This window comes from Chryseolinea soli (assembly GCF_003589925.1).
Classification (GTDB): Bacteria; Bacteroidota; Bacteroidia; order Cytophagales; family Cyclobacteriaceae; genus Chryseolinea; species Chryseolinea soli.
Genome location: NZ_CP032382.1, coordinates 803,412 through 822,422 on the forward strand (window position 1 = coordinate 803,412; position 19,011 = coordinate 822,422).

19 protein-coding genes are annotated in these 19,011 nt (G+C 52.0%); 11 read left to right on the forward strand and 8 right to left on the reverse strand.

The genetic code is table 11. From position 1 onward, the window contains the following. Positions 1 to 17: 17 nt before the first annotated feature. Positions 18 to 479: an Lrp/AsnC family transcriptional regulator gene (locus D4L85_RS03245; RefSeq protein WP_119752973.1), complete on the reverse strand. Its 462-nt coding sequence runs from the start codon at positions 477 to 479 to the stop codon at positions 18 to 20. Between the two features lie 118 nt (positions 480 to 597). On the opposite strand from D4L85_RS03245, the gene D4L85_RS03250 reads away from it, so the two are divergent. Next, positions 598 to 1,824 carry an aminotransferase class V-fold PLP-dependent enzyme gene (locus D4L85_RS03250; protein WP_119758638.1) on the forward strand — a complete coding sequence of 409 codons (1,227 nt, stop codon included), beginning with the start codon at positions 598 to 600 and terminating at the stop codon, positions 1,822 to 1,824. 179 nt (positions 1,825 to 2,003) lie between these two features. Continuing rightward, positions 2,004 to 2,849, forward strand: coding sequence for a phytanoyl-CoA dioxygenase family protein (locus D4L85_RS03255; RefSeq protein ID WP_119758639.1), 846 nt, complete (start codon positions 2,004 to 2,006; stop codon positions 2,847 to 2,849). Positions 2,850 to 2,896: 47 nt separating this feature from the next. On the opposite strand, the gene D4L85_RS03260 is transcribed toward D4L85_RS03255, so the two are convergent. Then, positions 2,897 to 3,541 carry a DNA polymerase ligase N-terminal domain-containing protein gene (locus tag D4L85_RS03260; protein WP_119752974.1) on the reverse strand — a complete coding sequence of 215 codons (645 nt, stop codon included), beginning with the start codon at positions 3,539 to 3,541 and terminating at the stop codon, positions 2,897 to 2,899. Between the two features lie 252 nt (positions 3,542 to 3,793). On the opposite strand from D4L85_RS03260, the gene D4L85_RS03265 reads away from it, so the two are divergent. Then, positions 3,794 to 5,116 carry a sigma-54-dependent transcriptional regulator gene (locus tag D4L85_RS03265; RefSeq protein WP_119752975.1) on the forward strand — a complete coding sequence of 441 codons (1,323 nt, stop codon included), beginning with the start codon at positions 3,794 to 3,796 and terminating at the stop codon, positions 5,114 to 5,116. A 5-nt stretch (positions 5,117 to 5,121) separates the two neighbouring features. Here D4L85_RS03265 and D4L85_RS03270 read toward each other — a convergent pair whose 3' ends face one another. Further along, a complete protein-coding gene (locus D4L85_RS03270) occupies positions 5,122 to 5,706 on the reverse strand; it encodes a GNAT family N-acetyltransferase (protein WP_228450759.1) in 585 nt (194 codons plus the stop codon). Positions 5,707 to 5,936: 230 nt separating this feature from the next. Between D4L85_RS03270 and D4L85_RS03275 the strand changes: the two genes are divergently transcribed. The 8 genes from D4L85_RS03275 to D4L85_RS03310 all read left to right on the forward strand — a co-directional run bounded on the left by D4L85_RS03275 (position 5,937) and on the right by D4L85_RS03310 (position 15,165). Then, positions 5,937 to 6,287, forward strand: coding sequence for a DUF7674 family protein (locus tag D4L85_RS03275; RefSeq protein ID WP_160143516.1), 351 nt, complete (start codon positions 5,937 to 5,939; stop codon positions 6,285 to 6,287). Between the two features lie 132 nt (positions 6,288 to 6,419). Then, entirely contained in the window at positions 6,420 to 6,500 is an 81-nt protein-coding gene (kdpF, locus tag D4L85_RS03280; RefSeq protein WP_162500957.1) for a K(+)-transporting ATPase subunit F, read from the forward strand. A gap of 12 nt (positions 6,501 to 6,512) precedes the next feature. Next, complete coding sequence (gene kdpA, locus D4L85_RS03285; RefSeq protein WP_119752977.1) at positions 6,513 to 8,225, forward strand: potassium-transporting ATPase subunit KdpA; 1,713 nt, start codon at positions 6,513 to 6,515, stop codon at positions 8,223 to 8,225. An 11-nt stretch (positions 8,226 to 8,236) separates the two neighbouring features. Then, positions 8,237 to 10,306 (forward strand): potassium-transporting ATPase subunit KdpB, encoded by a 2,070-nt coding sequence (gene kdpB, locus D4L85_RS03290; RefSeq protein WP_119752978.1) that lies wholly within the window; start codon positions 8,237 to 8,239, stop codon positions 10,304 to 10,306. Between the two features lie 18 nt (positions 10,307 to 10,324). Beyond that, positions 10,325 to 10,888, forward strand: coding sequence for a K(+)-transporting ATPase subunit C (locus D4L85_RS03295; protein WP_119752979.1), 564 nt, complete (start codon positions 10,325 to 10,327; stop codon positions 10,886 to 10,888). Positions 10,889 to 10,967: 79 nt separating this feature from the next. Then, a complete protein-coding gene (locus D4L85_RS03300) occupies positions 10,968 to 12,047 on the forward strand; it encodes a porin (protein ID WP_119752980.1) in 1,080 nt (359 codons plus the stop codon). A gap of 284 nt (positions 12,048 to 12,331) precedes the next feature. After that, positions 12,332 to 13,456, forward strand: coding sequence for a sensor protein KdpD (locus tag D4L85_RS03305; protein ID WP_119752981.1), 1,125 nt, complete (start codon positions 12,332 to 12,334; stop codon positions 13,454 to 13,456). Beyond that, complete coding sequence (locus tag D4L85_RS03310) at positions 13,453 to 15,165, forward strand: ATP-binding protein (RefSeq protein ID WP_119752982.1); 1,713 nt, start codon at positions 13,453 to 13,455, stop codon at positions 15,163 to 15,165. The genes D4L85_RS03305 and D4L85_RS03310 overlap by 4 nt, the downstream gene beginning before the upstream one ends. A gap of 26 nt (positions 15,166 to 15,191) precedes the next feature. Here the strand turns inward: D4L85_RS03310 and D4L85_RS03315 are convergent, their stop codons facing one another. Genes D4L85_RS03315 through D4L85_RS03335 form a run of 5 tightly spaced genes read right to left on the reverse strand, consistent with a single transcriptional unit; the run spans position 15,192 to position 19,009 of the window. Continuing rightward, the gene (locus D4L85_RS03315; protein ID WP_119752983.1) at positions 15,192 to 15,905 is read right to left on the reverse strand and encodes an ABC transporter ATP-binding protein; all 714 of its coding nucleotides are present in this window, start codon (positions 15,903 to 15,905) and stop codon (positions 15,192 to 15,194) included. Beyond that, entirely contained in the window at positions 15,898 to 16,578 is a 681-nt protein-coding gene (modB, locus tag D4L85_RS03320) for a molybdate ABC transporter permease subunit (protein WP_119752984.1), read from the reverse strand. Before modB ends, D4L85_RS03315 begins: the two co-directional genes overlap by 8 nt. A 5-nt stretch (positions 16,579 to 16,583) precedes the next feature. Next, entirely contained in the window at positions 16,584 to 17,345 is a 762-nt protein-coding gene (gene modA / locus D4L85_RS03325; protein ID WP_228450760.1) for a molybdate ABC transporter substrate-binding protein, read from the reverse strand. 44 nt (positions 17,346 to 17,389) lie between these two features. Continuing rightward, positions 17,390 to 17,890, reverse strand: coding sequence for a molybdopterin-dependent oxidoreductase (locus D4L85_RS03330; protein WP_119752985.1), 501 nt, complete (start codon positions 17,888 to 17,890; stop codon positions 17,390 to 17,392). Positions 17,891 to 17,899: 9 nt separating this feature from the next. Beyond that, a complete protein-coding gene (locus D4L85_RS03335) occupies positions 17,900 to 19,009 on the reverse strand; it encodes a cytochrome-c peroxidase (RefSeq protein ID WP_119752986.1) in 1,110 nt (369 codons plus the stop codon). Positions 19,010 to 19,011 lie beyond the last annotated feature (2 nt).

The window sequence follows — 19,011 nt, forward strand, 5'->3', positions numbered from 1 at the left end:
GCTGCCGCCTAACGCTCTTAAACCTCAACGCTATAGCCCACTTTTACCTTATCCATGACCACGTGCGTGTAAAAGTGTTTTACATTGTTATTATCCATGAGCCATTTCTTGGAGAACGCTTCGTAATGCTGCATGTCTTTGGCATTGACCAGGATCACAAAGTCGTAGGTACCGGTCACGAAATAACATTGCATCACCTCGGGGCATTTGCGCATGGTGGTCTTGAATTTCTCCAGGGCACGCGAGTTGCCATCCTGTAGAACAATATCGACGACACAAGTGATGCCGATGCCTGCCACCTGGGGCGAAACGATGGACACATCCGCTTCAATGACTTTTTCATCGCGAAGCCGCTTCAACCTCCGCTGCACGGCCGACGGGCTCAGGCCCACCGCTTCGCCGAGTTCATCGGCGGTGGTCTTGTTGTTGCGTTGTAACAGTCTTAATAATTTTTTGTCGAACTCGTCCAGGGGTTGCATGTTTTATGCGTTTTGGGATTTAAAATTACCGGAAAAAACTGCTATTCCCTGTTCTTTGCAGAAATTGTGCAGGCAGGCGGTGGCAATTTTGCAGCGTCCTATCAAACATTTTTCCGCTATGAAAAGCACGAACGAAAGTCCTTTCTCCCCCGAAGAGATCACCGCCTTGCGAAACGACACCGAAGGCTGCGGGCAGGTCATCCATCTCAACAACGCCGGTGCGAGCCTGATGCCGCGGGGAGTGACGCAAAGTATCCTGGATCATATCAAGCTCGAGTCACAGATTGGCGGCTATGAAGCTTCTGCGCTGCGGCACGACGCCATCCGGCAATTCTATGATGTGGCGGGCAAGCTGTTCAATGGTAAGCCTGCGAACATCGCCTTTACGGCAAGCGCCACCGACTCCTATACCCGTGCGCTGTCTGCCATCCCCTTCCGCGCGGGTGATATTATTCTGACCGATACCGACGACTTCATCTCCAACCAAATCCAATTCCTGTCCTGTCAAAAAAGGTTTGGCGTTCGCATCGAACACATCCGGAATTCTCCCGGCGGTGGCGTTGACCTTGATGATCTCGATCATAAGTTACACACCCTGCAACCCCGCTTACTGGCCATCACGCACGTCCCCACCAACTCGGGCCTAGTTCAACCGGTGAACGCCATTGGCGAGATCTATGGACGCTATGCGCAACAGCACGGCGACAAAACCTGGTATCTGCTGGACGCCTGCCAATCGGTTGGACAAATGAAACTGGACGTGGAGGTTTTAAAGTGCGACTTCCTGAGCGTAACCGGCCGCAAATTTCTTCGTGGCCCCCGCGGCACAGGATTTCTCTACATTTCCGACAAAGCCTTACAACAAGGACTGGAACCGCTGTTCATTGATATGCGCGGTGCGGAATGGATCGAAAAGGATCGCTACAAACCCCGTGAAGATGCCATGCGCTTCGAAGACTGGGAGTTTGCCTATGCCCTGGTCCTGGGGACTCGGATGGCCATTGAATATTGTCTGCACCTGGGCGAGGAGCGCATCTGGCAACAAGTGAAACTTCTCTCTACTTACATGCGCCAGGAGCTCGCTTCATTGAGCAGCCTTCGGATGCTCGACCGTGGTCCGGAAACCTGCGGATTGGTCACCTTTACCGTGGCCGGTTCCGATCCAAAATACCTCGTGAACGAACTGCTGAAACGAAAGATCAACGTCGTCCCCAGCTTCCGGAATTTTGCCGTCATCGACTTCGACGAGAAAAAGGCAGCGTGGGCCATTCGCGCCTCGCCCCACTATTTCAATACGAAGCTTGAGATCGATACTTTTATTTCCGCACTGAACGAAATAATTTGACCAAACTCGCACGTCAAACACCACACGCACACTCTCACACACCCACACCCAACTCCCACACGCTCTACTGGCTCCTGGCTCCTGTTCCACCATGTTAAAAAAGTACCAGTTTTAACCATCCCCGGTGTAGCCTTCCTGGTTGAATGAGCAGTAATTTGGTCATTCAAAACAACCGCGCAATGAAACCACTCTTCACGCCCGAACAACTGGCCCAATACAACACCGATGGATATATTGTTGTCGAGAACTTCTGCTATCCGCAAGAGATCGACCGGCTCATGACCATCGCCTACGAGGACAAGAACATCCGCTCCAACGCCTGGGATCTTGACGACCAGACGGGTAAAAAGACAAAGCTTTCCCTTTGGTATACGCCGGGCAACAATCCCTTTGGCTATCTCACACGAAGCGAGCGCATGGTACACCGCGTGGCGCAATTGATGGACGGAAACGGGCGCATTTGTCACTATCATTCGAAGCTTATGCAAAAGGAACCTCGCGTGGGCGGTGCGTGGGAATGGCACCAGGACTATGGCTATTGGTATAAGAACCAATTTATGTATCCCGACCAATTGATGAGTGTGATGGTAGCCCTGACGACGGCGAACAAAGGCAACGGCTGTCTGCAGGTGATCAAGGGCTCGCATAAGCTTGGCCGTGTCAATCATGGTTTTGCCGGCGAACAAGTGGGCGCCGATATGGTAATGGTCAACAATGCGCTGAAAACCATGGAGCTGGTCTATTGCGAATTGCATCCCGGCGACGCGCTCTTCTTTCACAGCAACCTGTTGCACCGTTCCGAAGCCAACCTGTCGGAGAATTCGCGGTGGTCGGTGATCTCCTGCTACTCAGCCGAATCCAACCTTGCCTACAACGAGCCGTCTTCGGCGTGGAAAGTTCCCCTGGAGATCGTTCCGGACAATGCCTTGATGGAGTGGGAGACGGAGTCGTTCTCGGAAAAAGATTTCTTGAAAAAAGAAAACGACGAGGCCCTGAAAGAGTCGGGCTGGGAAACCAAATTGTGAGCGAGACCCGGAGGCGCGGGCCTCGGATGGACTAGAGGCTCGCGTGATCAGGATTTTTTTCGGGCCGTTGTTTTTCTTGCCGTGGACTTCTTTGCTGCCGTTTTCTTTGGTGTTCGTTTCTTTTGGATTTGGGCCAATGTCTTTCCTGATTTGGCTGACCGGTCCTTTACGAGAATATCATGCGACGTTGCATATTCGTCCTGGGTCTTCATGAGCAGCCAGGCATTCTCGCCCCGGGCACTGGTTTTTACAAGAGCAAACGCTCCTTTCAATTTTTCGCCAAGCATCACAAACTTTAGCTTGCCGGCGTGGAGTTGGTGTAGCAACGCTTTGTCCTCGTCTTTCTTCGAAGCGAAGGGCCCATCGGCTGCGGCATACTTCCCCTCATCCCAAACCATGACCGTACCGGCACCGTAGTTGCCTTCGGGGATGATTCCTTCAAATGTCCGGTAGTCATAGGGATGATCCTCCACCATCATGGCGAGGCGCTTAACGGATGGGTCCATGGACGGACCTTTCGGGACTGCCCAGCTTTTGAGCACGCCGTCCATCTCCAGGCGGAAGTCGTAATGAAGGTGAGACGCGGCGTGCTTTTGAACGACAAACGTGTGCGCAGCACCGGCAGACTTTCCGCCGGTGGGCTCCGGGGTTTCATTGAAAACTCTTTTCTTCTTGTACGTTGCTAGGCCCATGATCTTTTGATTTAAAAAAAATACTTTAAACCGCGGAGGCGCCAAGAACGCAAAGTTAACTCAAAGCGGTTTAACGCCTGACTGACCTGCAACAAAAGTGTGCCAGTTCTGCACAGCATCCCAACCCTGTTGAGCAAACCAAAATGTGGAGAATCCACATCAACCGATCAACAATATTCCCCAACGCTTTTATGGGTGGCCGGTAGCGCGAATGCCCGCAATGCTTACCTTTGAACGCGTTATTTAAGATCCATGAAAGCATCTGTACTCGTTGTCGACGACGAAGAGAATCTTCGGAAGTTGCTCTCCCGTGTGGTGGAGCTGGAAGGCTATTCGGTTGCACAGGCCGCGTCGGTCAAAGAGGCCCTCAAGGTGCTGCAACACGATTTGTTCCAGGTGGTCATTTCGGATGTAAAACTTCCCGATGGCAACGGCATCGATCTGACAGCCCGGATCAAGAAAGAATATCCCGGTGTGGAAGTTATCGTGCTCACGGCCTACGGCACCATTGAAGACGGTGTGAAAGCGATAAAGAACGGCGCGTTCGATTACCTCACAAAAGGTGATCACCAGGAACGCATCATTCCCTTGTTAAGCAAGGCCGCCGAGAAAGCCCTGCTACAACAAAAAGTGAGTACGCTGGAATCTCTTCTTCAAAAGAAATTTGGATTCAACAATATTCTCGGCGCCAACAAACATTTGAAGGACTGTATTGCCCTCGCTGAAAAAGTCGCTGCCACCGATACCAACGTTTTGCTGTTGGGCGAAACCGGAACGGGGAAAGAGGTATTTGCACAAGCCATTCACTATGAAAGCCCGCGCAGATCACGGTCGTTCGTGGCCTTGAATTGCAGCGCCTTTCCGAAAGACTTGTTGGAAAGTGAATTGTTCGGTCATGCAGAAGGTGCTTTTACCGGCGCGACAAAATCCAAAAAAGGCTATGTCGAAGAAGCGCACGAAGGCACCTTGTTCCTGGATGAGATCGGCGAAATGAACATCGACCTGCAAGCCAAGCTCTTGCGCGTGATCGAGACCGGCGAATACTATCGCGTGGGGGAGAGCAAGCCCCGGAAGGTCAACACCCGTTTCATTGCCGCGACCAACCGAAACCTGGAGAAGGAATCGGATGAAGGACACTTTCGCAAGGATCTGTATTACCGTCTTTCGGTATTCACCATCGCCCTTCCCTCGCTTCGCGAACGGAAAGACGACATCGTGTTGCTGGCCAAATTTTTTATCACCCAATTCTCCATCAAAACCAATAAACGCGAGCCCGCCATGAACGCCGCGTTTCTCAAGGCCCTGGAGCAACACCCCTGGAAAGGAAACATACGCGAACTCAAGAACGTTATCGAGCGCAGCGTGATCCTTGCCGATGATGAACTCACGGAATCGGTGCTCCCTTCCGATTTTGCTATTGACGAAAGCAGCGATTCGCTTGAACTGGCCGTGGCCGAGAAACACCACATCCTAAAAGTACTCCGCCATACACAAGGCAATAAAACGCAGGCCGCAAAACTTTTGGGCATTGCGTTAACCACGTTGTATCAAAAAATAAAAGAGTACAACCTGTAAGCCTTTTATTTAAATCGCCTTTCCGCGACGGCGGCTTTTACCGTTGGATCGAATCGCATGGCCGTGCAGAGACAAAACTTGCGGCCGGTGCGTTTCAGGATGTCATGGTTGACACACAGTTCGCAACCCTTCCAAAATTTTTCGTCGTGCGGCATTTCAGAAAATGCAGTCGGGTAAAAGCCCAGGGCTGTGTTGATCTTCATCACGGCCGCGCTGGTGGTAATGCCCACGACGCTTGCCTCGGGATATTTTTCACGGCACAAATCAAACAATGCTTTTTTAAGCAGCGTGGCCAATCCGTGTTCACGAAATTCCGGGGCAACGATCAGTCCTGAATTGGACACCATGGCGCCATTGTCGAAGTCGTTCATGTAACAAAATCCGGCCCACCGGCCATCACTGTGAAAGGCCATCAAGGCTTTCCCTTCCCGTATATAGTTGGCGATGGTTTCGGGTGAGCGTTTTCCGATGCCCGTGCCCCTTGCCTTTGCACTTTCCTCCATCGTTGCCGCGATGTGCGGGGCCAGGTGGAGATGTTCGGTAGTGGCTTGTTGAATGCTGAAATTTTGATGACTACTGTCTTCGTCCATTTTGGTGTGATCCGGTTATTTGTACGTGTCCTAAGCAACATCCATACCATACGACGCCCTTGCGCTATTTGCCCAGGTCCGGCTTTGGGTGCCCTTTGATTTCCGGAAACACCCTACGGATTCCGTAGGGTACACGCCGAGCACGATTTTATTAAGTAGCTGTAATTGAATCCCTTAACACTTCCGGCATTCGTGTTGCCCAGAGGGGTGTAAATCATTCATAAAATTATATGATAACCGAACGAATAGCCCTGGTAATGCTGGACGGCGAAGTTCCCGAAAGGAAAGACGACCCTCATTACACACGGCAGTTTTACAAATCGATCCAGGCCTTTGCCAACGCTTCGCTGAAGCTGTGCGAAGAAGGTAAGTTCAAAAAGCTCGAACAGTTTTTGAAAGTCGCCTTTCGCCTTTTTAAGGAAGGAAACGAGACTGTGAAAAACGGCATCGTGGACATCTACCTGTACACGCTTTCTCACTCACTCGACCAACAACCCAATGCGCGGAAGTGGATTGAGCCCTTTATGCCGGGTGAGCTGCGGATTACCTATGCGCAGTTGCACCACGCTTCGAGCCTCTAATTTTTGAAATTCTACTATACCAAATCTATAAAACAGTATGCTAACCATCATCTATCTCGCGTCGCTCCTGTTGTGCTTCTGGCTCTTCTTTAAATCAGTGGACTATTTCGAAAAAATATAAAACGCACCACCATGATCATTGCACTCTTCATCGTATCCATAGCCGTGTTTTGCTACCTGCTATATGTCTTGATAAAACCGGAAAAATTTTAAATGCCGAATCGTATGAACACAGAAATCACAGGCATCATCTTCACCTTCCTCATCACGGTGGCCCTGGCCTACCCTTTGGGAAAATACATCGCCAAAGTCTTTGGCGGCGAGCGCACCTTCACCGATTTTATGAATCCGTTGGAGCGCTTTATTTATCGCATTTGTGGAATCGATCCAAAAGAAAGCATGGACTGGAAACAGTTTCTTAAAGCCATGCTGACCATCAACATGGTGTGGCTGTTTTATGCCTTCTTCATGTTGATGTACCAGGACAAGTTGCCGCTCAACCCCGATGGCAATCCCGGGCAAACACCGGATCTGGCCTTCAACACCGCCATCAGCTTTTTGGTGAACTGCAACCTCCAACACTATTCCGGTGAGTCAGGTCTTACGTATCTGACACAATTACTGGTGATCACCTTTCTTCAGTTTGTGAGCGCCGCCACCGGCATCGCCTGCCTGGTGGCCCTGTTCAACGGGCTGAAGCAAAAGACCACAAACAATCTTGGAAACTTCTGGGACATCTTCGTGAAGACGAATACCCGCATCCTGATCCCCCTTTGTATCGTGGTAGCCACATTGCTCGCCTTCAACGGCAGCCCGACAAGCTTCGACGGCAAGGACACCATCACCACAATGCAGGGTGACACCGTGCAGGTTTCGCGCGGACCTGCGGCCGGCATGATCGCCATCAAGCACGTGGGTACCAATGGAGGCGGATGGTTTGGTGCCAATTCGGCTCACCCGCTGGAGAATCCCAACTACTTCACCAACATCCTGGAGATGGTGGCGCAGGTGATCATCCCCGTGGCCATGCTCTTCGCACTGGGCTTTTACATTCGCAGGAAAAAATTTGCTTACGTGATCTTCCTGGTCATGACCGTGGGCATGTTGTGCTTGCTGATCCCGACAGTGATCACGGAGCTGCACGGCAACCCGGCCATCGCGCAAATGGGTGTTTCGCAAAGCACCGGGGCGATGGAAGGAAAAGAGGTTCGATTCGGCCCGGCCGCGTCTGCGTACTGGAGCATAGTAACCACGATCATTTCAACGGGCTCCGTGAACTCGATGCACGACAGTTCGATGCCGCTCTCGGGCATGATGCAATTATTGGGCATGATGGTAAATGGATTTTACGGTGGTTGTGGTGTGGGTATACTCAACTATTACATTTACATCATCATTGCCGTATTCATCTCCGGCCTGATGGTAGGGCGCACACCCGAGTTTATGGGTCACAAAGTGGAAGCACGCGAAGTAAAGATCGCGATGATCGTGACACTGTTTACCGCGCTGATCACAAAAGGATTTACGGCACTAGCCGCCTACATGGTAGCACATCATCCCGACATCGCGTGGGCTGTGAAACCTTCGGGGTGGCTGAACAATCCCAGCTATCACGGCTTCTCGGAAATGTTGTACGAATACACCTCCGCCAATGCCAACAACGGCAGCGGCTTTGAAGGACTGGGCGACAACAATATCTTCTGGAACGTCACCAGCGGCTTTGCATTGATCCTGGGACGTTTCATTCCGATCATCGGTCCCGTGGCCATTGCCGGTTTGCTGGCCAACAAAAAATTCATCCCGGAAAGCGGCGGCACGTTGCCAACCGACTCGCTCACATTCGGTATGATGACCTTTGCGGTGATCATCATTGTAACGGCCTTGTCCTACTTCCCTCCGCTGGCCCTTGGTCCTTTGGCCGAATACTTCTCTCTTTAAATAATTGAGTCATGACTAGAAAACGCAATATAAAATTATTCGAACCTGCATTGGTAAGCTCCGCTTTCAAGCAGTCGTTCGTAAAACTTTCTCCCCGGCTGATGATCAAGAACCCGGTGATGTTCACCGTGGAGCTCGGCACCCTCGTGATGCTGTTCGTCATCGCCAACCAACTCTTTACGGGAGACGCCTCGCAAGGTGCGCTGTGGTACAACGTGGCCGTGTTCATCATTCTTTTCGTCACCCTGCTCTTCGCCAACTTTGCCGAGGGGCTTGCCGAGGCTCGTGGAAAAGCGCAGGCCGAGAGCCTTCGCAAAACCCGGGAAACAACGCAAGCCAAAGTGTTTGCCGAAAACTCCGATCGCATCAAGATGGTACCTTCCTCACAGCTAAAGAAAGGTGACATCTTCATTTGTGAAGCCGGCGATATTATTCCTATGGACGGCGAAATTGTGGAAGGCATCGCCACGGTAGACGAATCGGCTATCACGGGCGAATCTGCTCCTGTCATTCGCGAAGCTGGTGGCGACAAGTCGTCGGTGACCGGTGGAACGAAAGTTCTTTCCGATAGCATCAAAGTGCGCGTGACCACTTCGCAAGGCGAAACCTTTCTGGATAAAATGATCGCGCTCGTAGAGGGCGCCACGCGTCAAAAAACGCCGAATGAAATCGCGTTGACCATTTTGCTCGCAGCGTTCACGATGATCTTCACGATCGTGTGTGTTACCCTGAAGCCTTTTGCCGATTACGCCAACACGCCCATCACGATTGCCGCCTTCATTTCGCTCTTCGTATGCTTGATCCCCACGACCATCGGTGGCCTGCTCTCGGCCATCGGTATTGCCGGCATGGATCGCGCGCTGGGCGCGAACGTGATTGCCAAGAGTGGTAAGGCTGTAGAGACGGCGGGCGATGTGGATGTGCTGCTGCTGGACAAAACAGGAACGATCACCATTGGTAACCGCAAGGCTACCAACTTTCACCCGGGCAAAGGCGTTAACGTCGACAGCCTGATCGAAAGCGCCACACTGGCTTCCCTGTCGGATGAAACGCCGGAAGGAAAATCTATCGTAGAGCTTGCCGCGGCAAAAGGCTACCGGCATCCCGCTACGATGGGAAGCCCCGAAGATCTTTCGTATGGTTTGCCCAATTCGAAGGTGATAAAATTCTCTGCCGATACACGCACCTCGGGCATCGATTTGGATGGTCGCATGATCCGCAAAGGCGCCTATGACGCCATCCGGAAATTGGTGGAGAAAAACGGCAACCGTTTCCCGGAAGAAATAAAAGCTACGGTCGACAAGATCTCTTCCAATGGTGGAACACCCCTGGTTGTTGCCGAGAACCACGTAGCCCTGGGCGCCATCGAATTGCAAGACATCATCAAGCCCGGTATCGCCGAGCGGTTTGAACGTTTGCGCAAGATGGGGGTGAAGACCGTGATGGTGACCGGCGACAATCCGCTCACCGCAAAATACATTGCTGAAAAGGCAGGCGTCGACGATTTCATTGCCGAGGCAAAGCCCGAAGACAAAATGAACTACATCAAAGAAGAGCAGGCCAACGGCAAACTGGTGGCCATGATGGGCGACGGCACCAACGATGCCCCTGCCCTGGCTCAAGCCGACGTGGGCGTGGCCATGAACAGTGGTACGCAAGCCGCCAAAGAAGCCGCCAACATGGTGGACCTGGACAGCGACCCCACGAAGCTGATCGAAGTGGTGGAAATCGGAAAGCAGTTGCTGATCACGCGCGGAACGATCACTACGTTTTCCATTGCCAACGACGTGGCAAAATATTTTGCCATCGTGCCGGCGCTGTTCATTACGTCCATCCCAGCCCTGCAGAGTCTGAACATCATGAACTTGAAAAGCCCGGAGTCGGCCATTCTCTCGGCCATTATCTTCAACGCGCTTATCATTCCCATGCTCATTCCGCTGGCCTTGCGGGGTGTGGCCTATAAACCGATCGGTGCATCGGCACTGCTGAGAAGGAACCTGTTCATCTATGGTTTAGGAGGGATCATAGTCCCCTTCATCGGCATCAAGCTCATCGATGCATTGCTGGGTTTTGTTATCTGATTTTAAAATTCAAATAAAATGAAAACGAATATCATCATATCTCTCAAGCTTACCCTGGTGTTGCTGATCATCACCGCGGGATTATATCCGCTGCTGATGGCGGGCGTTGGCAAGGCTGCGCCGGGTGGTGGAAAAGGTGAAACACTTTCGGTAAACGGCAAGGTAGTAGGCTACGCCCGCGTAGGGCAAAAATTTACGGAAGACAAATACTTCTGGGGAAGACCTTCTGCCGTGGATTATAACGCCGCCGGTTCGGCCGGTAGCAACAAAGGGCCAAGCAACCCGGACTATCTCGCCACGGTGCAAGCGCGCATCGATACATTTCTCGTGCACAACCCTGGTATTATCAAAGAACAGATCCCGGCCGACCTGGTCACTGCATCGGGTAGTGGATTGGATCCGGATATTTCACCCGAGGCGGCCCGAATTCAGATCGCACGGATTGCGCGTGTTCGAAACATCGGCGCGGCTAAGCTGGAAGCCTTAGTGAACGAACACATCGAGGGTCCCTTCCTTGGCATGTTCGGTCCCTCGAAAGTACACGTCCTGAAACTCAACATGGCCTTGGATGAATTGAAATAATATCATCACTTTGTGTGTATGGCAAGGGCGATATTTGTCGCCCCTGCCGCGCATCCCCTTTATCACTTAGAACTACACTATGAAAACTATAATCCTGACGCTCTTATCCCTATCCTTTTCTATTCTTTGTTTTTCCCAGGAGGAAGAAAAACCTTCTCCCTTCACGGTAAGCGGTTATCTGGAAACGTACTATGTCTATGATTTCAATAAACCTGCAGATAACACGCGACCCAGTTTTGTCTATGCCTACAATCGTCACAATGAAGTGAACCTCAACCTCGGGTTCATCAAAGGCTCATACAATACCGACAACGTGCGCGCCAACCTGGCGGTGATGACGGGCACCTATGCCAATGCGAACCTCGCCGCCGAACCGGGTGTATTGAAAAATATCTATGAGGCCAATGCCGGTATAAAACTTTCGGCCCGCAAAAATCTGTGGGTCGACGCGGGTATCTTCGCTTCGCACATCGGTTTTGAGAGCGCCATTGGCAAAGATTGCTGGAACCTGACCCGGAGCATATTGGCCGACAACACACCCTACTATGAAGCAGGAGCCAAAATCTCGTACACCACCGACAATGGCAAATGGTTTTTCTCCGGGCTTGTATTGAACGGCTGGCAACGCATTCAACGGGTTAGCGGCAATTCACTTCCTTCGTTTGGTACCCAGATCACCTTCAAACCTTCTTCCAACGTAACCCTCAATAGCAGCTCGTTTATCGGCACAGACAAACCCGATAGCGCGCGGCAAATGCGTTACTTCCACAACTTCTATGGCACCTTCCAGGTGACGAAGGCCTTTGGTTTGATCGTTGGATTTGACTACGGTGTGGAAGAGAAGAGCCCTGAAAGCAGTTCTACCAATGCATGGTGTTCACCGGTTGTGATTGCCCGGCTTGCGTTGAGCGATAAACTTACGGTGGCCGCACGCGGCGAATACTATAGCGATGGCCATGGCGTGATCATCGCCACGGGTACACCACATGGCTTCAAGACGACCGGCATTTCGGCCAACCTCGACTACCAGATCGTTCCGAATGCGCTGTGGCGGATCGAGGTGCGTCACTTGAATAGCAAGGATGAAGTTTTCACGAGAGAACAGCGCGCCACGAAAAACGATACGTTTATTTCCACGGCATTGGCGATTAGTTTTTAACCCTGCATTCACACCATGAAAAAAACATATACACCCTGGAGATTCTTCCTCACGGCGGCGCGCCTGCACTTTATCGTGCACCACACTACCCGGGGGTTTGATTTGAAGGGCTCACACCCAACCTTTTGAAACAACGAAAAGAGCTGTGCCCCGGCACGGCTTCTTTCTTTAAATATTAAATAGAAAACTGGGGGCTTTCGCGATCTGTGTGGATATTTACCGGAGCGTATATCCGCCAATTCCCTGCACGACGCCGCCCTTAAACGCCTCGTATACCTTTTTACATGGAAGAAAAAGAGAAATCGGTCGAACACTTTCTGAACCTGATCAAAAAATCCAGGCGCGGGAAATTCAAGGTCTACATCGGCATGAGCGCCGGTGTGGGGAAGACGTATCGCATGTTGCAGGAAGCCCACAGCTTGTTAAAGAACGATGTGGATGTGAAGGTAGGCTTCATCGAAACGCACAACCGGAAGGAGACCCACGACCTCATCCCAGGCCTGCCGATGATCGCGCGAAAAAAGGTCTTCTACAAAGGCAAGGAACTTGAGGAGATGGACCTGCAAGCCATTCTCAATATCCACCCGGAAGTGGTCATCGTCGACGAGCTGGCGCACACCAACATCGAAGGCAGCAAAAATGAAAAGCGCTGGCAGGATGTGCTGGAAATATTGGACGCGGGCATCAACGTGATCAGCGCCATGAACATCCAGCATATCGAAAGCCTGAACGAGGAAGTGCAGCAGATCACCGGCATCGAAGTGCGCGAACGCGTACCCGACCGCATCCTGCAACTGGCCGACGAAGTCGTGAACATCGACTTGACAGCCGACGAGCTTATCGTTCGCCTCCGCGAAGGAAAGATCTATCATCCCTCCAAGATCGAGACCGCCTTACGAAATTTCTTCCAGGCGGAGAAGATCCTGCAACTGCGCGAGCTGGCCTTGAAGGAAGTGGCTTCGCAGGTCGAGCGCAAAGTAGATAGCGAGGTTACGGTAGACAAAAGGATCCGGCACGAGCGGTTCCTGGCGTGCATTAGCACCAACCACGATACCGCCCGGATGATCATTCGCAAGACCGCCCGCCTGGCGGGGTACTACAATTCAAAATGGCATGTGCTCTATGTTCAGACGCCGCAGGAAGATTCGAACCGGATCAAGCTCTCCGTGCAACGTCACCTGATCAACAATTTCAAATTGGCTACCGAGCTGGGGGCCGAAGTGATCCAGGTGAAAAGTAATCGCGTACCGGAAGTGATCGCCTCCGTGGCGGAAGAAAAAAAGATCACCACCGTGTGCATCGGCAAGCCTCACTTGCGGCTGTGGCAAGTGATCCTGAAGACCAACGTCTTCAACCAATTGCTGAACAGGCTTTCAGATTCGGACATCGACTTAGTGATACTATCATGAGCATCAAGATCAAAGTGGCGTGGGGCGTTATCTTCCTCTTCCTGGTGATCGTTACGATCGGCGGGTTGGGATTGTATTATCTCGAAGCCCTCTCCAACGACTCGGAAAATATATTGACCGACAACTACGAAACGTTAGAGTACACCAAAAGCATTGTCGAAAATTGCGACAGTCTCAAGATCGATTCCGTCAAGGCCCTGAAAGCCATGGAAGCCAACCTCAAACTGCAAGAGGCCAATGTCACCGAGAAAGGCGAACGCGAACTCACGCTTGCCCTTCGCGTGGCTTTCGAAAGACTGAAGAACACGACGCTGGGCGACAGCAACATCGTGCGCATCCGCAGCATTTGTCTTGCCATTCAGGATATGAATATGAAAGCCATCATCCGGAAGAATGAAGTTACTCAAAAGACGGCCACCAAAGCTTCGACCTACCTGATCATCATCGGGAGCATTTGCACGCTGGCGGCTTTTACGTTTATCATCAATTTCCCAGGCTATATCGCTAACCCCATTGTACAGCTCACGAGTAGTATCAAATCCATCGCGCGCAAGAATTACGAAGAGCGGCTGCACTTCGACCGGAAGGATGAGTTTGAAGAGTTGGCGGAAGCGTTTAACCAGATGGCCGAAAAGCTCGACGAATACGAGCACAGCAACCTGGCCAAAATATTATTTGAGAAAAAGCGCATCGAAACCATCATCAACCGTATGACAGACCCGGTGATCGGGCTTGACGAACATGACAAAGTGATCTTTGCCAATGAACCCGCGTTGAACCTGCTCAATCTTTCTAGCGCCGACGTGATGGATCGCTATGCACCCGACGTGGCGGTAAACAACGACTTGTTCAGAAGCCTGATCCGGCATAACCCGCCGGCGGAAAGCGCGCTGATCAAAGCGGTGGTCGGTGGCAAGGAAAATTATTTTTCAAAAGAATCCATCACCATACACCACACGCCTACAGGCGAAACAGATACGATGAAGATCGGCCAGGTGATTTTGCTAAAGAACATCACCTCCTATAAAGAACTCGATCTGGCCAAGACGAATTTCATCGCCACCATCTCGCACGAACTGAAAACGCCCATCGCCTCGTTGCAGATGTGCACGCGCCTCTTGCAGGACAAACGGGTTGGCACGCTGAACGAAGAACAGCACAATATCATTCATACGCTCGAAGACGAGGTCACCCGTCTGTCAAAGATCACGAACGAATTGCTGGACCTCTCGCAAGTCGAAACCGGCAATATCAAACTCAACATCCGAAAGGCCGACGCCGGGGATATTATCCATCTGGCTGAAGAAGCTGTAAAATTTCAAGCCGAGCGAAAGCATGTGGCCATAACCGTGGAGCCGTTCAACGATATTCCGTCGCTGCAAGCCGATCTGGACAAAACGACTTGGGTGCTGGTGAACTTCCTCACCAACGCCATCCGCTACAGCCCGGAAAATGAAACGGTGACGGTACGGTGTAAATCGGAGAACGGCGCCATCATTTTTTCCGTAGAAGACCACGGTCCTGGAATAGAGGAGAAATACCTGAACAGGATCTTCGAAAAATTCTTCCAGGTGCCCGGCACACCTTCGGGCACCGGCTTGGGACTTGCGATTTCCAAAGAGTTCATCGAAGCGCAAGGTGGGAAGATAAAAGTGGAGAGCCATATCGGAAAGGGAAGCGTATTTTCATTTGAATTGCTAAAATCCTAACGCTTCGTTGGACCCATCGCTGGCATTCAATGCGAAAGGTTCCCCGTTATAAACGGCTTCAAATTATCCAACGGCAAAACGTCAAGCGGCGGACCGTCTTTTTTGATGGTGCCATCCTCCAGAACTAAAACGCGTTTCGACATCTTGATCACTTCATTGAGATCGTGGCTCACCATGAGGGTGGTGAGATGGTATTGACGGTGTAGGTGTAAAATATAGTCTTGCAGTTTTGCTTGCATCGCCATGTCCAGCGCCGACAGAGGTTCGTCCAGCAGCAACAGGTTGGGTTGGCGCACCAATGCGCGCGCCAAGGCTACGCGTTGTTTTTGTCCGCCGGAAAGGCGTGCCGGTTTTTTGTCGCGAAGTTGATCCAGCTCCGTCAACTGCAAAAGCTCTTCTACTCTTGATTTAGGTTGGCCTTTTTGCAGGGCAAATTCCAGGTTGCCTTGCACCGTCATGTTGGGGAAGAGGGAATAGTCCTGGAACACCATGCCGAGGTTCCGGTACTGCGGCTTCAGGTTGATGTGCTTGCTTTTGTCGAACCAGATCTGACGTTCACAGACGATGCGTCCATCATGGGGAGTCAGCAGGCCCGCGAGCATGCGGAGGATGCTGGTTTTGCCGGCGCCCGAAGGTCCATAGAGCGTCACAAAATCGCCGGTCTCGATCTTGACGTCGAGGTTTAGGTTGATCGCACCGCTGGCGCCGTGCAGCTTTCGAGCAATGGCGAGTTCAATCATGATAAGGGTCCACTTTAAATGCCCGGTTGTTTACGAGGTAGACACTGATCAGCACCAGGAAGGAAAACACCAGCAGGATGGAGGCGTACACATTCGCCTGGTGATAGTTCATGGCCTCTACTTCATCGTAGATGGTCACGGAAATCACCCGCGTCTCGTTCGGGATATTTCCTCCCACCATCAAGACCACCCCAAATTCGCCAATGGTATGCGCGAAGGTGAGCATGCAGCCCGTGAGCAGTGCGCCCTTCATGTTGGGGATCAAAACTTTGGTGAGGGTGGTCACCCGGCTTTTGCCTAACGTGTAGGCGGCCTCTTTGAGGGCCACGGGCACTGACCGGAATCCATTTTGAATAGGCTGGATCATGAACGGCAGACTATAAATGACCGACGCCACTACGAGTCCCGGGAAGGTGAACACGAGTCGCAGGTCAAAGTAATTCTCCAGGAACCGGCCAAATGCATTTTGCGGGCTGAACGCCAGCAATAAATAAAATCCCAAAACGGAGGGTGGCAACACCAACGGCAGGCCTACCAACGCATCGATAATTACTTTGCCACGCCAGCGCGCGAAGGCCAGGCCATAAGCTACCGGGACGCTGATCACAAAGAGGATCGCCGTCGACACGATGGCTAATTTTAACGTCAGGTAGAAAGGCGCGAGGTCGAGCATAGCGGCTAGGGCTTGGTGAACCCGAAGTGGCGCAGAATGGCACCGGCCGCGTCGCTCTTCATGTAGTCCAGGAAAGCTTTGGCGTAGTCGTTGCCCTGTGCATGTTTTGTGATGACCGCTCCTTGTTCCAGCGGTTTGTGGCTTTCTTCGGGAATGAGAAAATAGCTTCCCTTTTCTTTTTTCATGTTTGGCGAAAGGGCCAACGACAACGCGACAATGCCCGCATCGGCCGCGCCGCTGGTCACAAATTGGGCGGTCTGTGAAATGTTTTCACCAAACACCAATTTCGATTTCACATGCTCTGTCATTTTGTAGTAGTCCAACGCCTCCTCCGCGCGTTTGCCGTAAGGCGCATGCTGCGGATTCGCTATCGCGATTTTCATAACGACGGGCGACAACAGCCCGTTCATACCTTCTTTTTTCGCATCGATCTTTTTACTCCACAACACGATGCGTCCCTTTCCATAGATATAGATCTCGGAAAGGGTGAGTTGTTTTTCTTTGAGCTGTTGCGGATAGGTAATGTCGGCCGAGAAGAAAATATCGAAGGGCGCGCTGTTGGCAATTTGCTCGAACAATTTTCCCGACGAGCCATAGGTGATGTCTACTGTTCCGGGATGATTTTTTTTAAAGGTCGCGGCCACGGAGTCCAGGGCAAATTTCAGGTCGGAGGCGGCGGCTATCAGGATCTTGGCGGAGGGTTGTGCATACCCTTGGCTGGCGATCATCATGACGAAGCCTACGATACTGAATTTTATCCGGTTCATGTTTCTAAAGATAATCATTGGGCCGCTACTTTCACGCGACGGCATCAGTCCTTGGAAAATACCACTTTTATCGTCGTGAGTTCGCGAATCCAGCGCGCTTGTTTTTTATCCGACGGCACCACCATGCGAAACGGTCCCTCGCCTTTTGCCAGCGGATGGCCGTCCACTTCGTAGGCCAGCAACACCGTTTGGCTGGTGAACTCCGGGTCGATTTCGGGAAGCGAGAAGATCACCTCATAGCCATCAGCAGCTTTCACGAGGACGTATTTGGCCAGGTTCTCGCCGCGCAATTTTGCGCCGAGCGTCACGCCAGCCGAATCCAGCACATCGACCAGGCGCACACCTTTGAACACGTGTTCCTTGCCGTCGCGGTCCTTGCCCTTTACTTCTGCGGTCTTCCATTTCAAGAGATCGTCTTGCGTCAGCGTGCGCGGTTTCAGCACCTCGCCTTCCACGCGGAACGATGGTTTAGGTTGGGCGTGGCCCGCGATCGACGCCAGTACGAGGGCCGCCAGCAAAAAGGGATTGCAAAGTTTCTTGCTCATAGGGTAAAGTTACGGTTTTGCACTTCTTAAAAAACGAGGGTCCGAAAAATCGGGGTTGTTGATAAAGGTCGAATCGGTCAGCATCTGTAAGAAAACCAGGAGGTCGCCCTTCTCGGTTTCCGTCAGCATAAGGCTTTTACCACCCACCGCGTTGGTGGCTTCGGCAATGAAGGGGCTCAGGGTGGCGCTTGGCTGCACGTGTTCGTTGTAGTGATTCAAAACTTCTGTTAACGTGGCAAAGCGGCCGTCGTGCATGTACGGCGCAGTGAGTGTGATGTTCCGCAGCGTGGGCACGCGAAACCGTCCACGATCGATCGCCTGGCCTGTGATGGTTTCACGACCTGCGTCTTTGGGCAACGTATCCAGGCCGTTGTTGTGAAAAAGTTCGATAAAAGTTTTCGGTGTACCATGACAGTGGCCGCAGTTGGCGCCGCGTATACTTCGTTGTGGCGAGGGCGGCGTCATGAAGAGGTCGATGCCGCGCAACTCTTGTGCGGTCGGTTGATATTCTCCGCGCAAGTATTTATCGTAACGCGAACCGGCGGAGATCAGCGTGCGTTCAAATTGTGCCAGGGCTTTCAGCAGGTTTTCGCCGGTGATGTCGCCCGTGCCAAACGCCTGGGCAAATTTTTCACGATACGAAGCATCGGTTTTCAACTTTGCCACCGACGTTTCCAGCGACTGCCCCATCTCGTGCGGGTCGGTTAGCGGCACTACGGCTTGTGCCTCCAATCCGTTTGCCCGTCCGTCCCAGAACAAGTTCCGGACCCACAACAGGTTTGTCAGCGACATCGAGCTGCGTTTGGTCAAGGTGCCGTCAACGCCCACGCTAAAGGCCTTTCCGTCGGTGAACGCTAATTTCTGCTGATGGCAGGTGGCGCAGGTGACCCGGTTGTTGCCCGACAGTTTGGGTTCATAGAACAATAATCTTCCTAACGCAACCCCTTCCCGGGTCATCGGGTTATTCTCCGGAATGGTGAACCGGCCGCCGAAATAGGCTGGATAGTTGAGGATGTAGGGTTGGGGTGCGGGATCGGGCGTTTGAAACGAAAGCAGCATCGTCAACGCCGCCGTGGCGATTGCCAGCATCCCTACCGATGGCCGCTTTCGTTTCATCATTT

Bases quoted from the DNA above. Each gene is read 5' to 3' on its own strand.
- D4L85_RS03255 (WP_119758639.1), top strand. From the start codon at position 2,004: ATGAAACCACTCTTCACGCCCGAACAACTGGCCCAATACAACACCGAT.
- kdpB (WP_119752978.1), top strand. From the start codon at position 8,237: ATGACTAGAAAACGCAATATAAAATTATTCGAACCTGCATTGGTAAGC.
- D4L85_RS03305 (WP_119752981.1), top strand. From the start codon at position 12,332: ATGGAAGAAAAAGAGAAATCGGTCGAACACTTTCTGAACCTGATCAAA.
- D4L85_RS03315 (WP_119752983.1), bottom strand. From the start codon at position 15,905: ATGATTGAACTCGCCATTGCTCGAAAGCTGCACGGCGCCAGCGGTGCG.
- D4L85_RS03260 (WP_119752974.1), bottom strand. From the start codon at position 3,541: ATGGGCCTAGCAACGTACAAGAAGAAAAGAGTTTTCAATGAAACCCCG.
- D4L85_RS03275 (WP_160143516.1), top strand. From the start codon at position 5,937: ATGATAACCGAACGAATAGCCCTGGTAATGCTGGACGGCGAAGTTCCC.
- modA (WP_228450760.1), bottom strand. From the start codon at position 17,345: ATGAACCGGATAAAATTCAGTATCGTAGGCTTCGTCATGATGATCGCC.
- D4L85_RS03300 (WP_119752980.1), top strand. From the start codon at position 10,968: ATGAAAACTATAATCCTGACGCTCTTATCCCTATCCTTTTCTATTCTT.
- kdpA (WP_119752977.1), top strand. From the start codon at position 6,513: ATGAACACAGAAATCACAGGCATCATCTTCACCTTCCTCATCACGGTG.
- D4L85_RS03335 (WP_119752986.1), bottom strand. From the start codon at position 19,009: ATGATGAAACGAAAGCGGCCATCGGTAGGGATGCTGGCAATCGCCACG.
- D4L85_RS03270 (WP_228450759.1), bottom strand. From the start codon at position 5,706: ATGGACGAAGACAGTAGTCATCAAAATTTCAGCATTCAACAAGCCACT.
- D4L85_RS03295 (WP_119752979.1), top strand. From the start codon at position 10,325: ATGAAAACGAATATCATCATATCTCTCAAGCTTACCCTGGTGTTGCTG.
- D4L85_RS03250 (WP_119758638.1), top strand. From the start codon at position 598: ATGAAAAGCACGAACGAAAGTCCTTTCTCCCCCGAAGAGATCACCGCC.
- D4L85_RS03265 (WP_119752975.1), top strand. From the start codon at position 3,794: ATGAAAGCATCTGTACTCGTTGTCGACGACGAAGAGAATCTTCGGAAG.
- D4L85_RS03310 (WP_119752982.1), top strand. From the start codon at position 13,453: ATGAGCATCAAGATCAAAGTGGCGTGGGGCGTTATCTTCCTCTTCCTG.
- D4L85_RS03330 (WP_119752985.1), bottom strand. From the start codon at position 17,890: ATGAGCAAGAAACTTTGCAATCCCTTTTTGCTGGCGGCCCTCGTACTG.
- D4L85_RS03245 (WP_119752973.1), bottom strand. From the start codon at position 479: ATGCAACCCCTGGACGAGTTCGACAAAAAATTATTAAGACTGTTACAA.
- modB (WP_119752984.1), bottom strand. From the start codon at position 16,578: ATGCTCGACCTCGCGCCTTTCTACCTGACGTTAAAATTAGCCATCGTG.
- kdpF (WP_162500957.1), top strand. From the start codon at position 6,420: ATGATCATTGCACTCTTCATCGTATCCATAGCCGTGTTTTGCTACCTG.